Annotated in this window: 9 protein-coding genes; 1 reads left to right on the plus strand and 8 read right to left on the minus strand. The window is 40.5% G+C overall.

The genetic code is table 11. The features are described 5' to 3' along the window. The 4 genes from HXT23_RS02705 to hisS form a co-directional block, all read right to left on the minus strand. Positions 1–873, minus strand: coding sequence for a glutamate ABC transporter substrate-binding protein (locus HXT23_RS02705; RefSeq protein WP_032815674.1), 873 nt, complete (start codon positions 871–873; stop codon positions 1–3). 55 nt (positions 874–928) lie between these two features. Next, the gene (locus HXT23_RS02710) at positions 929–1,699 is read right to left on the minus strand and encodes an amino acid ABC transporter ATP-binding protein (RefSeq protein WP_004137994.1); all 771 of its coding nucleotides are present in this window, start codon (positions 1,697–1,699) and stop codon (positions 929–931) included. 202 nt (positions 1,700–1,901) lie between these two features. Next, positions 1,902–3,698 carry an aspartate--tRNA ligase gene (gene aspS / locus HXT23_RS02715; RefSeq protein ID WP_016840150.1) on the minus strand — a complete coding sequence of 599 codons (1,797 nt, stop codon included), beginning with the start codon at positions 3,696–3,698 and terminating at the stop codon, positions 1,902–1,904. Between the two features lie 135 nt (positions 3,699–3,833). Continuing rightward, positions 3,834–5,234: a histidine--tRNA ligase gene (hisS, locus tag HXT23_RS02720; protein WP_016840148.1), complete on the minus strand. Its 1,401-nt coding sequence runs from the start codon at positions 5,232–5,234 to the stop codon at positions 3,834–3,836. A gap of 96 nt (positions 5,235–5,330) precedes the next feature. Here hisS and HXT23_RS02725 point away from each other — a divergent pair, with 96 nt between their 5' ends. Continuing rightward, positions 5,331–6,698, plus strand: coding sequence for a DUF349 domain-containing protein (locus HXT23_RS02725; RefSeq protein ID WP_116285832.1), 1,368 nt, complete (start codon positions 5,331–5,333; stop codon positions 6,696–6,698). A gap of 88 nt (positions 6,699–6,786) precedes the next feature. On the opposite strand, the gene HXT23_RS02730 is transcribed toward HXT23_RS02725, so the two are convergent. From HXT23_RS02730 to HXT23_RS02745, 4 genes are all read right to left on the minus strand, one after another. Then, complete coding sequence (locus tag HXT23_RS02730) at positions 6,787–7,926, minus strand: P-loop NTPase (protein WP_421781313.1); 1,140 nt, start codon at positions 7,924–7,926, stop codon at positions 6,787–6,789. A gap of 4 nt (positions 7,927–7,930) precedes the next feature. Beyond that, positions 7,931–10,849: an NAD-dependent DNA ligase LigA gene (gene ligA, locus HXT23_RS02735; RefSeq protein ID WP_422113052.1), complete on the minus strand. Its 2,919-nt coding sequence runs from the start codon at positions 10,847–10,849 to the stop codon at positions 7,931–7,933. A 56-nt stretch (positions 10,850–10,905) separates the two neighbouring features. Next, on the minus strand, positions 10,906–14,202 hold the full coding sequence (locus HXT23_RS02740) for a tetratricopeptide repeat protein (RefSeq protein WP_422113053.1): 3,297 nt from the start codon (positions 14,200–14,202) through the stop codon (positions 10,906–10,908). A 218-nt stretch (positions 14,203–14,420) separates the two neighbouring features. Beyond that, on the minus strand, positions 14,421–15,323 hold the full coding sequence (locus HXT23_RS02745) for a LysR substrate-binding domain-containing protein (RefSeq protein ID WP_016635329.1): 903 nt from the start codon (positions 15,321–15,323) through the stop codon (positions 14,421–14,423). Between the last annotated feature and the right edge of the window lie 40 nt (positions 15,324–15,363).

Consider the following 15,363-nt stretch of genomic DNA (forward strand, 5'->3'; position numbering starts at 1 on the left):
TTACTCCTCCCCCTCTTCTGGTACTGGCGGATTATACTTTGCGTTTGGCTTAAAACCAGTTCCGCGCATGTTATCGTCTAAAGCTCTTTTCCATGAACCATTTTTAATCATGTCTTTAAGAGCAGCATTAATGCGCTTAGCTAGCTTAGTGTTTCCTTTTTTAATGCCAATTCCGTAGTGTTCTTCGGTAAATGGCTTACCAACAAGCTTTAGTCTGCCTCTAGATGCTGTAGCAAGACCAGCGAGAATAATATCGTCTGTTGTAACAGCGTCTACGATTCCAGAGAATAATGCTGTTGCGCACTCTGCATAGCCAGGCTGTTGCATAAGTTGAACTTTTGAAGAGTATTTCTCTTTAATAACTATTGCAGACGTAGAGCCAGTTACGGAGCATAAGCGCTTTCCATCTAAATCGTCTGGACCGCTTACTTTATGCTCGTCTTTACGAACCAATAAATCTTGACCAGCAATAAAATATGGTCCTGCAAAAGAAACAGCGTTTTTTCTGGCATCTGTTATGGAATATGTTGCAACAATCATATCTACATCGCCATTTTGAAGCATTGCTTCGCGCTGTTTTGAAGGCGATTCCTTCCAAACAATTCTATCTTCGGAGTAACCCAACTTTTTGGCAACATACTTTGCAACGTCTACATCAAAACCAACGTAGGTTCCAGACTTTTTGAAACCAAGACCAGGCTGATCAAACTTAATACCAATGCGTATTACATTGCTTCGATTATCGCTACTGCAAGCGCTAAGCGGGAAAACGCAGCACAATACGCAAACCATAGATAAAATTGCGCGATATGTATGCCTGAATCCCAGTCTGCAACGCTTACACTTAAGAGCAATATTGTGTAAATATTTCATAGCTACCTCTTAAAGACTTAAAAATCGATATTAATGATTTCAATTAAGAATCAAATTAATGAGTCAAAATCTTTGAAAGGAAGTCTTTTGCTCTATCTGTCTTTGGATTCTCAAAGAACTCTTCTGGCGTATTTTGCTCAAGAATACGACCATCTGCCATAAACACGATTTTGTCTGCAGCTTTACGCGCAAAGCCCATCTCGTGAGTAACGCAAATCATTGTCATACCTTCTTTTGCAAGCTCAACCATAACATCAAGAACTTCGTTAACCATTTCTGGATCAAGCGCAGATGTAGGCTCATCAAAAAGCATAACCTTTGGGTGCATTGCAAGCGCGCGAGCAATTGCCACTCGCTGCTGCTGACCTCCAGAAAGCTGAGAAGGCATCTTGTTTGCTTGATTATCTACACCAACTCTTGCAAGAAGATCCATTGCTAAACTTTCCGCTTCTTGCTGTTCCATATGGCGAACCTTAATAGGAGCAAGCGTAACGTTTTCTAGAATTGTCTTGTTTGCAAAAAGATTAAAGGATTGGAACACCATTCCAACTTCCGCACGCAATGCAGCAAGTTCTTTTCCTTCTTGAGGAAGAGGCTTACCATCAATGCGAATATCTCCAGAGTCGATTGTTTCAAGACGATTAATCGTCCTGCACATTGTTGACTTGCCAGAACCAGAAGGTCCAATAATAACAAGCACTTCGCCTTTATTAACTGTTAAGTTAATATCTTTCAAAACGTGAAGCTTGCCATAATGTTTTTCAACATGGCTAAGTTCCACCAATGGCTGTGCTACTTTTTTTGTGTTGTTTAATTTAGTATCCATAAAAAGGATTCTAATGTTCTTGTGTTACATGCGTTTATCGTAATAGTTACTTTTAACCACCTATAAAGTTACGAAAAACATTAAAAATGATACAAAAATGTTAATTTTACTTAAAAAAATGCCGTTAAGCCTTGATTTTGGTTTAGTTAACCAAACGACTTAACGGCATATATGAATATTAATTCTTGTTTAACGCTTGCGACTATTCGTCTTCTTCTGGATCGTAATCAACGCCAGTTTCTGCACGCTGTTCAGCAGAGATTGGAGCAGGAGCGCCAGTTAGAGGATCGCGGCCGCCGCCAGCCTTAGGGAAGGCGATTACGTCGCGAATCGAGCTTGCACCTGCCAAAATTGCAGCAGTACGATCCCAGCCCAAAGCAATACCAGCGTGAGGTGGAGCACCATACTTAAACGCTTCAAGCAAGAATCCAAACTTTTCTTCTGCCTCTGCTTTGTCGATTCCAAGAACGTCAAGCACACGGTCTTGAATATCATCGCGATGAATACGAACAGAGCCGCCGCCCATCTCGTTTCCGTTGCAAACAATGTCGTAAGAATCGCTCATTGCATGCTCTGGGTCTTTATCGAACTTGTCAATCCAATCAGCAGATGGCATTGTAAATGGATGATGCATAGAAGTCCACTTAGAATGGCCAACTGCAACATCATCATCGTCTGGATCATCCGTTCGCTTAAACAATGGGAAGTCAACAACCCAAGTAAACGCAAACTCATCTGGGTGAAGTAATCCTGCGCGGCTAGCAAGCTCTACACGAACTGCACCAAGCAAAAGCTGAGAAGATTCGCGGCTGCCTGCTGCAAAGAACACAGCATCGCCATCTTGCGCACCAACAGCTTCCTTAAGTCCTGCGCGTTCTTCTTCGCTAAGATTCTTAGCAACAGGGCCTTTGAGCTCACCATCTTCACCAAAGACTACATAAGCCAAACCCTTAGCACCGCGCTGCTTAGCCCAATCCTGCCAAGCGTCAAACTGACGACGAGGTGTTTCGGCACCGCCCTTAAAGAGCACAGCGCCAACATAAGGAGCTTGGAACACGCGGAATGGAGTGTTCTTAAAGAAGTCAGTCAACTCAATAAGTGGGTTTCCAAAACGCAAATCTGGCTTATCGGAACCGTACTTATCCATTGCTTCTTGCCAAGTGATTCGAGGCAAAGGAAGAGTGATTTCGTGGCCTGCTTCCTTCCAAATAGCAGCGATAACGCGCTCTGCCATAGCCATAACATCTTCTTGGCTTGCAAAGCTCATTTCCATATCGAGCTGAGTGAACTCAGGCTGACGATCTGCACGGAAGTCTTCATCGCGATAGCAACGAGCAAGCTGATAGTAGCGCTCAACACCAGAAACCATAAGCAACTGCTTTAAAAGCTGAGGAGACTGTGGAAGAGCGTACCAAGAGCCTGGAACCAAGCGCGCTGGAACAACAAAGTCGCGAGCGCCTTCTGGAGTGGACTTAATAAACGTTGGTGTTTCTACCTCAGTAAAGTCCATATCTTCCAAAGCATGACGAGCTGCCTTAGCCATGTTTGAGCGGAGCTTTAGATTACGCTGCATAGATGGACGGCGTAAATCAAGATAACGGTACTTCAAACGTACGTCTTCGCTAGGAAGCTTGTTTTCGGACTCGTTTTCCAAAGCTGTAGAAACTTGGAATGGTAACGCATCGGACTTAGCGAGAATTGTTACTTTATTTGCAACGATTTCAATTTTTCCTGTTGCTAAATGGTCATTTTCATTGCCATCTGGACGCAAGCGAACTTCGCCAGTAACTTGCACAACAAACTCGCTACGCAATGGTCGCGCAGTTTCTTCATCGTAAATAACAACTTGCACTAAGCCAGTGTTGTCTCGAACGTCTACAAAGGCAACGCCACCGTGGTCGCGGCGACGATCAACCCAACCAGCAATGGTTACGTTTTGTCCAACTAATGTCTCAGTCACTTCAACGGCATGGTGTGTGCGATACGCCGTCTGGCTCATAAGTCCACTTCCTTGTTTGAATAATTTTGTTAATTTTTGTTTTGACTTTAATAGTTTACCGCATGAATCGCGCTTTCAAATATTAAAATCTTAAAAAGCAAATTGCAAATCTTAAATCTTAAAAGTAAATTAAAATTATTGAGCGCAAGAAACAGCTTGATGAGCATATGCGTCATCTGGCTGCCAAGACATAACGTCTGCACAAACTTGTTCTCCCGTAATAATGTTTTTTACTTCGTCTTTGCTGGATTCAGAATCTGTACTATCTGCTGGGAACCAAACGTAAGGAATACCCAACTTATCTGCATACTTGATTTGTTTACCAAGCTTTGCAGCACTTGGAGATACGTCTGTTGCGATTCCTCTAGAGCGAAGCTTTTGAGCAATCTGATTACAAGATGGCCTATCTTCCTCATTCCAAACTGCAACCAAAACTGCAGCAGGAGAAACGCGTGAAACTGTAGCTCCAGATGTGTGAAGCATGTAAGAAAGCAAGCGCGAAAGTCCTATAGAAAGACCTACTCCTGGATACTTTTTGTTTCCTTGAGAAACAAGATTGTCGTATCTTCCACCAGAGCAGATTGACCCAAGGGATTCAGCGCCTTCTAGGAACGTCTCGTAGACTGAGCCAGTGTAGTAATCCAAGCCGCGCGCAATCTTCAAATCAGCAACAACAGATCCTGGACGAATTTTTGACGCATCGTCTACAATCATCGCAAGCGTTTCTACGCCTTCAATCGCTAATGCGTAAGATTCATTGTTAGCATCTCTAGAAATATTGTTTTTATCGCATAAAGCGTTGAATTTAGTCTTTAATTCTTCTCCGCTATTTGCGCTAAGCTCTGCAAGCTCTAAGCATGCTGCAGCTTGAGAATCCGTAGCTTTGCATTCTTTTACAAGAAGATTTGCAACTTCTTTTGCGCCAATCTTATCTAGCTTATCGATTTCTCGAAGAACACCTTCAATATCGCTTAAGCCAATTCCTCTATAAAAGCCTTCGGACAGCTTGCGATTATTTGCGTGAACAGTGGCTTTTGGCAAGCCAAACTCACGCAAACGCTCAAGTGCTTCTACCATAACAAGTGGAAGCTCCACTTCGTAGTGAGATGGCAAGTCGCCATTTCCTACAACGTCAATATCTGCTTGAACGAACTCACGGAAACGTCCTTCTTGTGGACGCTCTCCACGCCAAACTTTTTGCATTTGCCAACGCTTAAATGGGAATGCTAAATCGCCAGTGTGTTCAACAACATACCTGCTAAGAGGAACTGTTAAATCAAAGTGCAATCCAATGCGATTTTCAACTGGAGTGTCGCTTTCGTGACCCACTTCTTGCAATCTAGATAAAAGATATATTTCTTTGCTAGTTTCACCCTTTTTTAACAAGCTTGAACCCTGCTCAACAGCACGAGTTTCAATGCCTATAAAACCATTTAATTCAAATACTTCCCGCAATGTGTCCATAACACGCTGCTCAACAGCGCGCTCGCTTGGAAGCCACTCCGGAAAACCAGATATTGATGAGCCTTGTACCATGTCCACTATAATAGGTTATGTTACGGAAAAATCATGGCTTACCGTCATACTTATTCGTAACACTATTACCGTGCATATGCTCTAAGGAGTCGTCCCGTGACCGAACAGACTAAACCTATAGAAACTACTAAACAAGCTACCCCAAAGCCGCATGCTCCTTCGCCTGCAAGCTTAGCAAATAAAGCTCGCGTTGTTGCTGCTGTTCCAGCTATCTCGTATAGCGAAGAAGACGTTAAAGGCGCAAAAACCTTTGGGCGTGTTGATGAAAATGGAAATGTGTATGTTCGAGAAGCTGGTGGAGAACGCGAAGTAGGGCAATACTCTACTGGCACTCCAGAAGACGCTTTGACTTTCTACGTACACCGTTATCTTGACTTAAAGATCAAGCTTGATCTTTTTGAAAAAAGACTTGAATCTTCTAACGTAAGGCCAAAGGAAATTGACGAAACCTTAGCTACTTTAGATGCGGAGCTTAAGGAGCCATCTGTTGTTGGAGATCTTGCCGCTTTAAGCGCGCGACACGCCGAGCTAAAAACTAAAGCTGCATCTAAAAAAGAAGAACTCGCTAAAGCTCGCAAAGCAGAATTAGAAAAAGCTCTTAAAGATCGCACAGCAATTGTTGAACAGGCAGAAGCGCTTGTTCAACAAATGGGCGAGTCTACAAACTGGCGCTCGCTTTCCGATAAGCTTCGTTCGCTGTTCGATAAGTGGCAGCAGCATCAGCGCACTACAATTCACTTAAACAAGGCGGATGCGGATGCTCTTTGGCAGCGTTTCTCTAAAGCCCGTTCTGCATTCTCTCAAGCTCGCTCTGCTTGGGTTAAAGAGCGAGACAATGAGCGCAATAGTGCTAAAGAGATTAAGGAAGCAATCATAAAAGAAGCAGAAAGCCTAAAGGACTCTACTCAATGGCGTGAAACTTCAATGAAGTTTAATGCTTTGATGGACCGCTGGAAGAAGGCTGGAAATGCTGGACGTCAACACGACGACGAATTGTGGACTAAGTTCCGCGAAGCTGCAGATGCTTTCTACCATGCTCGTCAAGAAGATAGAGAAAAGATGAGCGCTGGCGAAAAAGAAAATCTTAGCAAGAAGGAAGCTTTGCTCGTTAAAGCAGAAGCTCTTGTTCCTGTTAAAGACGAAGAAGCTGCTAAAGCTGCTCGCAAAGCATTGTCTGAGATTCAAGAAGAATGGGACAAGATTGGTTTTGTTCCACGCGAAGATATGCGCAGAATTGAATCTCGCTTGAACGATGTAGATAAGAAGATTAAGGCTGTTGAAGATGCTGCTTGGAAGGATGCAGACCCAGAAGCAGATGCTCGCAAGTCTAGTTTTGCTGCGCAATTAAAGGCTCAACTCGAGGAGCTTGAGTCTAAGATTGCAAGCGAAAAAGATGCAAAGCGTAAAGCTAAGCTACAGGCAGAAAAAGCAACTAAAGAACAGTGGCTTAACGCTATTAAGTAGTTTGGCTTATAAAGCAAAGCATTAATCAAAGCATATTGCAAAAATAAGGCTGCTTGACGAAAAGTCAAGTGGCCTCATTTTTTATCGATTAATCGATTAATGATTTTGCAAGACTAACAAATGTATTAGCTAATTGAGTGTTTGCTAGTTTGCCATCTTTTGTAAGAACAGCAGGTCTTCCCGATTCTCCAATTTCTCTAATACTTGTGTCTAACGGAATTTGAGCAAGAAGAGGAACACTCTTACCAAGAGCTTTGCAAAGCTGATCGCTCACGCGCTTTCCGCCTCCCGAACCAAAGATTTCTAGTCGTGCTCCATTATTATCAAACCAACTCATATTTTCTACAACACCGCGCACATTAACTGGAATTTGCAAAGCCATAAGCCCCGCTCTAACAGCAACATCCGAAGCACTAGGCTGAGGTGTTGTAACAACAACAAGCTCCACATTCGGCAATGATTGTGCAACAGCTAAAGCCATATCTCCTGTTCCAGGAGCCAAATCTAAAAGAAGCACGTCTGGATCTGCCCACCAAACATCGCATAGAAATTGCTCAAGAGAACGTTGCAAACGAGGTCCTCGCCACAAAATCGCGCGATCTGTTCCAGCAAACATTCCAATAGAAATCAGCTTAACTCCCCAAGCTTCAACTGGCATAAGCATGCCGTTCAGATTAGTCGGTTGAGTTGTAATTCCAAACATGCGTGGCAATGAAAAACCATAAACATCTGCATCTATTGCTGCTGTTTTGTAGCCAAGAGATGCAAAAGTGGCAGCTAAATTAGCTGTTATAGAAGACTTGCCAACTCCGCCTTTTCCAGATGCAATAGCAAAAATCCTTGTTCTAACACCATTTTTGTTGAATGGATTTTCTTTACGCTCCTCTTTTAAATCCAAAACAAGCTTTGCAAGCTTATCTTTGCTCATAGCGCTTACGTTTACTGTTGGAATAAGCGTTGCATTTGGGTACTTTGCTACAACTGATTGAACTCTTTGCGTAATAACTTGAGCTAATGGGCAGTCTGGAACAGTAAGCTCAATATCTATAGAAACGCTATAAGTTGGATTATGATTATTTGATTCGCATGATTTTTCGCACGATTTTTCGCTTACGCGAACGCCCGTAACCATGTTTAATTCGGTAACAGAACGCCCTAATTCTGGATCAATCACACTACCCAATAAGTCGTAGATACGCGTTTCTAATTCAACAAGATTATTACTCATGTTTTTACAATTCACTTTGCGAATCAAGTGTAATATCGTTTTTTAGTGCAGATTCAACACTACCTGTTTTAAGTAAAATCTTAAATTGATTCTCGTTCAACATTGGTATGCCAAATTCTTCTGCTTTAGCTTCTTTAGATCCAGCATTTGCTCCAACAATCACACAATACGTTTTTTTACTAACAGAAGATGCAGCTTTTCCACCTCTAGATACAATAGCTTCTTTAGCAGAATCTCGTGTGAAATCTTCTAAAGACCCTGTAACAACAACAGTTTTGCCACTAAGCGTTTGCTCAAGATTATTGGATTGTGCAGAATCGTTTCCAACAACTCCAGCTTCTTCCCATTTTCTTAAAACTTCGCTACGCCAATCGTTAGAATCTTTTGATTTTTCAAACCAATCAAAAACAGCTTGAGCAATTTCTGGACCAACGCCATCAATTTGAGTTAAATCCTCAATAGTCGCATTTGCAATATTTTCGATTGAGCCAAACCTTGCAGCTATAAGGCGAGCAGTTGGCGGACCAAGCCTGCGAATAGAAAGTGCCACTAGCACACGCCAAAGAGGCGCAGACTTACCTTTTTGAGCTATTTCTTCTAGCATTGCTCTTGTTGTTTCGCTAGGACGAGTGTATTCTGGCGCTTCAACTGTTTTAAGAACATTATTTACGCGAATTTTCTTTTCAACTAGCTTTGTTACGTAAGCATCCACAGGAACTTCAAACATTGGGTAGTTTGGATTAAAAGATTCGTTAGACTCATCACTAGTAGAGTCGTTAGAATTACTAAAGTCGTTAGAATCTTTAGAATCATCATTCGACTTTCTTCTAGTAGCTTCTAGAGGCCTAGTCCAAAAAGCTGAGACTTGCCTCCATAATCCACTTCCGCCAATCTTTTTAGATCGTTTTTTAAGTTTTCCGTCTTTTCCTACTTCTTCCCATTCTTCAACAAGCGGAATTTCCTTCCAAACTTTAACATTTCGCAAATCGTTAGCACTAAGGTTAAAGATATCGGCTTCGCTAGTAAGAACAGGAGTTTGAGGAGCAGGAAGACAGCAATTCGACTCTGGTAGAATCGGCGGATTAGAAGATCCTCGCTCAACAACTATTTTGCTTATGCTTTTATCTTCAATATAAACTTTTGACGTTATTGGCCTAGAATCTTCTGGATTAGTTAGAGCAAGAGCGGATGCTTCGCCAAGATTTTCAATATCAAAAGCTTGTCTTGAAGCCAAGTTGATTATGCGCTCAGTAAGCTGAGCTGGGCAATTTTCTACATTAGGGCAGCGAATATCTTTGTCGCCTTCTTTTGTAGGAGCAAGCTTTGTTCCGCAAGATGGACAATACTCTGGCATAACGAAATTTTTCAATTCATTTTCTCTGCCATTTCTATATTTGAGCACAGGTCCAACTAATTCTGGAATAACATCTCCAGCTTTACGCACAACAACAGTATCTCCAATAAGTACACCTTTATGTTCAACTTCGTATGGATTGTGCAAAGTTGTACGAGATATAGTGGAACCTGCAACAGTTACTGGCTCTAAAACAGCTACTGGAGTTACTCTTCCTGTTCTTCCAACTTGAACAACAATATCTTTTAAGCGCGTATTAACTTCTTCTGGCGGATACTTGTACGCAATTGCCCAACGCGGCGCTCTAGAAGTTGCTCCGAGCTTTCTTTGCAATGCGCGATCATCTACTTTTACTACAATTCCATCTAATGCATGAATAATAGTGTTTCTATGCTCACCATAGTAATCAATCATGTCTTCTATTTGTTCAAAAGACGTAACCTTGCGCGTATATGGAGAAACAGGAATACCCCATTTTTTGTACAATTCGTAAGCATCCGATTGGTTGAATGATGTTTGAGTATGCGCATTAGATTCGCCACCGCTTTGCGCTAAGTCCTTCCACTTTAGATTTCCTAATCCGTGTGCTATAAAACTCAAACGTCTTGTAGATGTAATTCTAGGATCTTTTTGTCTTAAAGAGCCTGCAGCTGCATTTCTTGGATTTGCAAAAGGAGCTTTGCCTAAATCTTCTTGCTCAATGTTTAGCTTTCTAAAATCCGCCCACTTCATAAATACTTCACCGCGGATTTCCACAAATTCTGGAATATCGTCTGGATCTTCACCATGCAATTGCGTAGGAATTTCTTCGATTGTTCTTACGTTTAGCGATATGTCTTCTCCAGTAACACCGTCTCCTCGGGTTAGCCCTTGTTCCAAAGTTCCATTTCGATAAATAAGATTTAGCGCAAGACCATCGATTTTTACTTCGCATGTCATTGGCAGCGGCTTATTTTCAGGCCATTGCAAGTCTCGAATAATGCTGTTATACCAAGATTTTAATTCATCAATCGAAAAAACATCATCCAAGCTCATCATTCTTGAAGGGTGACGAACTGGTGCAAAATCGTTAGAAAAAGTTCCGCCAACTCTATGCGTTGGCGATTGAGGCGTGTCTAAAATCGGGAAAGTAGCCTCAAGTGCGCTCAAAACTCGCATTCTTGCGTCGTAAGCTGCGTCGGAGCTTGTTGGAGAATCGTCAACATAGTATGCGATTTGATCTGCTTGCGCCCATGCAGCCAATTTTGCCCATAATCTTGCGCCTTGTTCTGTTGTTAAAAGCGAAGGATCAAGCTTAGCTAATTGCATTGCGTCCGAATCTGACGGCTCTAGCTTAGCAATCCAATTGTCAAAATCTGCGATTGAACTAAAAGTGTTAGACTCACTTAAATCACTTGTTACATCATGTGATTGCTTTACGCTTTGAATCGTTGATGCAAATTTGCCATTAACGCTTGGCTCATTATTATTTTGTATATTTTCAACATTATTAACACTATCTAGATCATCAAAAAGTGACAATTGAGCACCACTCGAATGTTGCATTGAATCACCATTAGATGCAGCCATGAGTCTTCCCTTCAAAGCGTTTTAGTCTATTTTATAACCCATTTAACAAGAATTTATTAAGCGTTAAGAGATCGCAAAAATTGCATTTGAACAATACTTTCAGAAGAATCGTTTCTAAACAGCATTCTAGATCTAGCAACAGAAAGAGTTCGCGCAATAACAAACATACCCTCATTAACAGTGACTTTTGCAGCTTCGTCAATAATCTCATATGCATTAACATCTGGCCAATTCACAATATTATTGATTTCTAGCATTTCTTTTGCTTGATGCAAGCTTCTAGGAACAGAAATGCATTGAGATTCAACTCTACTTAAGAGTTCTGCAAGCTCTACTTCTAGAGATTCATTTTTTTCACTAAACAAGTCATCTGCAACCATATATGCAGCAACAGCGAGCGGGAAGTTATCTTGCATCCACTCTGCGTATGCTAGCCTGTAGTAAATAAACGCAGCATCTTCTCTATCGAAACATACTTGTAAAGCGTTTAAGCATACTGCTTCTACAGAAGGCCAATCTTCTTGACGAGATAATTGCGAAGCTAACTTTAAGTGAGATATAACATACGTTGGAGCATAAGAAACCATTGTATTTAGATGTTTTAGCGCCTCTTTACTCCTTCCAAGCTGGCCGAGTAAATCCGCAATCTCCATATGCGCGTAGAAAAGTCCGTCTGGTATAAGCCTCATTTGCTCGTTTTGCGTTGCAAACATGCGATTATAAACAACGCGCTCAGCATACGAGTTGAAGTATCTTGGAACAACATCCCCAGAAGCAAACATATCGTCAAAATGCTTTATATTGTTTTCATACTCTTCGATTGCGCTTTCTAAATCTCCACTCATAAATTGTTCGTGAGCATGCACTCGCATATTGTAAATATCTTTTGAAGTGTTAAACGATATTTCTGGTATTTCTTTTTCGTCTATTAATGCACTTATTACATGGTTTGCTTGATCGTTTAGCTCTGGATCGTTAATGCTTTCAACAATATCCATTGCCATACGAGCTTTTTCTGCGTTCGTCATAATTGCTTTAGACGCTATGTGATTAAAATCAGCAACCGCTTGTTGTAAAACGTCTTCGCGCTGTATTGAAAGGCCTTTTGCGTCTTGAGTTGCTAACAATTCTTGCGACTTTGCGTCAAAAATTATGTCGGAAAACTCTGGTTCTTCTTGAGCACCATGCGGCGCAAAGCAACTGTCTCGTAAGTCAAACGTTGGCTCAATTTGGTTTAATGAGCCGTTTTCATCAACTTGCAAAGTTGCATTAAACTTTTTATACGTTTCAAGAGGATTATTTAATCCGTTTGCGCGTATGTGCTTTAAAAACGACTTTCTAGTAAAAGTAACAGTTAGCAACGGTATAATCGAAGGAGATTTGCTAAACGCTGCCATTGGGTCTTCGTTTTTTGCGCTATTATTGCTATCGCTATTATCACTACGATTAGTGTTACTACTGTTATCACTGTTGTTCGCGCTTGTATCTTCAAGATTTTCTACAACGCTTTCAACAAAATTATCTGAAGCACTATCCGAGCTACTATCTGCGTTCGATCCTAAATTAGCAAATCCATTACTAACATCTCCATGAATATCCCCATCTTTTGGATCGCCTTTTGCTCTTGCAGCATTTTTATTCATGTGATTAATCGCATTAATCGTTTGGCTTAAAATTTTATTCATAGCAACGTCTTGAGCTGCAACCATTTCCTCTAAGCCGATTGAATCCAATCTTATTGAAACGTTTTGCACTTCTTCGCTAGCACCAAAAGCAAGAGTAGCCAACATTAATCCAATACGAAGATTGTAGTTAGTTGTCATTTTGGATCTGTTTTGTTCGCTTATTGGAACAAAATCTTTTTTAGCAGAATCGTATGTTAAAGTAGGCATCATTGAATTGCCTGTTGCCATAAACGCTAATGCAACATTTCCACTATCTAAATTAGATCTAAAATCAGCATCGAACCTAAAAGGCAAATAAAGGCTTCTGATTAGCTCAGAAAGTCTTTGCCTGTACGACCATTCACAATTAGAAGATCCGTTAGCTTTATAAATATACAAATCATTAGATTTTCTTGCACGATTAAGCAAATGCAATAATGGCCTAATATTGTTGTCTTGCAACGGATTTCCAAAAGAATTCATGTCGATCTCGCCACTTGCGCAAAAAGCTGGATCGTTTATAAAAGCCATATCCATTGCGCAAACTTGATTATAAGTTGCATTATTTTCTGTTAAATCACCGCCATTAGAGCAGTTTTCTTCTAAGCAATTGCTAATAGACTGGAATCTGTTTATTGCACCTTCTATACGCAAAGCTTTTAACGCGGATTTTGCTTCCAAAGAATCATCCCAAACTAAAAAGTTTGCGTCTGAACATTTAGATTTTTGCAAATGCAATCTTTCAGCGGCGTGTTCAGCCTCTAATGCTCCAGCGTCCTCTAATGCTCCAGCGTCTGCCATTAAGTACGTAAAATATTTCTCCATTGCAGAAACGCGTAAACCAGCTCTTTCTGCTGTGTTTGCGTCGCAAACGCTTCGCCTAATAGCCCTCAAAGGTGCTTCTTTTGTAAGATGCCTAAATATGTTTCCAGATCCAAATCCACTAAAAGCTAACAACATATCTGGTACAAAAAATGACGCAAAGTAAGATATAGCGATTGCGTCAAAATAACTAAGATTGCAACGCAAATTATTAGGCAAATCTACACGCGTTTCTTCTAGCGTATAAGTTTCTTTTTTAGTATTTGCTTTGCGAATCCAAGACGATACCCATTGAATTCCGCCATCTTTAGAAGTTTGAACAACAACATCTCCCTTAATAACAACTAAATCATTATTTGACTTATTCTTAAAACCACTTTTTTTGATATGGCTTGCGCTATGGCTCGCTTTATGGCTTGCTCGAGTAGTTTTTTTATCAATGCAACCGTAGAATCTATCTGAGTTAGAAAGAGTCATAGAGTTTTGCTCAACAAAAGACAATTCGGGTATATTTTCCGTTGTATCTTCAATTGTTACAGTGTGTCCTTCGTAAACTCTGCCTTCTAAATCAGCAACAGCAACTTGGTAAAAACGCTTGCAATCTTTGCTAAACAATCCAATTGAAATACCTTGTTTTTTGCCGTAAATCTTAATCCAACCCAGTTTTGTTGAGCTAGGCATAAAAGGAAAATCGTTAAAAATATGTTTTTTTGAAAATAGCTTAACAGGAATTGAGTTTTTGCTCTCCCAAAGCGTATCAATTGTACGTAGCGCAATCTGCATGCTTCTATCTGCGTCATAATTGCAATTTTTTGCATTATGGCAGATTGAATCAGCGTTATTGCTAGATTGCACTTGGTTTTGCATAATCCCCATTCTTTCTTATTGCACAACTTTAACGTAAGACAATAAAATTCTACACAATTGATTTATACGCATCTTATTGATTCTTACTGAACATTCTAAGTATAGCGAACATTCTAAATATAAATGATTGTTGAATCGCAAGCATGCAATCAAATTTTATCGAAAATCTTACTAAGATTCTGCTAAATCATGTTAAATATGCAAATATATGATCGCAACTATTTTTTATGCAAATTCGCGCAAGTTCCACAAATAATCGTGCATAATCCTTCCATAATCTTGTCTACTGGAGAAGCAGCTCGCCAATTTAAGTACAGCGATCTGTACGGCTTTGGACTATTAAACTCGCGAATTGTTAAACCAGCTGGCTGAACAATAGGCGGAAGAGTCGCAAGACGCGGAAGTAATGTTACATCTTTGCTTCCAACAACCATGTATCGTAAGGTTTCCAAAGATGTTGCACAAAATTCGGACTGTTTTGCTCCAACCTTTTGACAAACATCAATCATACTTCGTCTCATACAATGTCCATCTTCCAAAAGAAGTATTTTTTGACTAGATAATTGAGACAAATCGATTGGAGATTTTTGGTTTCCTAATTGCGAATTTGTTGACGCTGCTAAAACAAAATCTTCATCAAAAATGTGATTAACCTTTATTGACGATTCGTCTAACTTTTCACTCAATATTGCTGCATCGATTTGACCATTATTTAGCAATTCGATTAAAGTTGCGGACTTTTCTTCAACAAAACGAATAGTAAAATTCGGCTTAATCTTACGCAGAACAGGTATTATTCTAGGCAAAAGATATGGGCATAATGTTGGGAAAATGCCCAAAACTATAGTAGAAGACCAAGGATCTTCTAAGCGCCTTGCTGCTTGATAAATGTTAGAAACATCTGAATGAATACGCTTTGCATAATACACTACTTCCCTTCCTGCAGGAGTTAAAATCTGCTTTCCTGGAGTCCTCTCAATAAGACAAACTCCAAGCGTGTCTTCTAGCTTTTTAATCTGCGTAGATAAAGTTGGCTGAGAAACGTGCATGCGCTCGGCAGCTTTTGTAAAGCTTTCTTCTTTTGCAAAAGCAATTAAGTATTCAAGCGATTTAATGTTCAAGTATTTATCTTTCTATGCGTACTATAGGCGTGCTATATGC

Origin of the sequence: Gardnerella sp. DNF00257 (assembly GCF_049262745.1) — a bacterium.
Taxonomy (GTDB): domain Bacteria; phylum Actinomycetota; class Actinomycetes; order Actinomycetales; family Bifidobacteriaceae; genus Bifidobacterium; species Bifidobacterium piotii.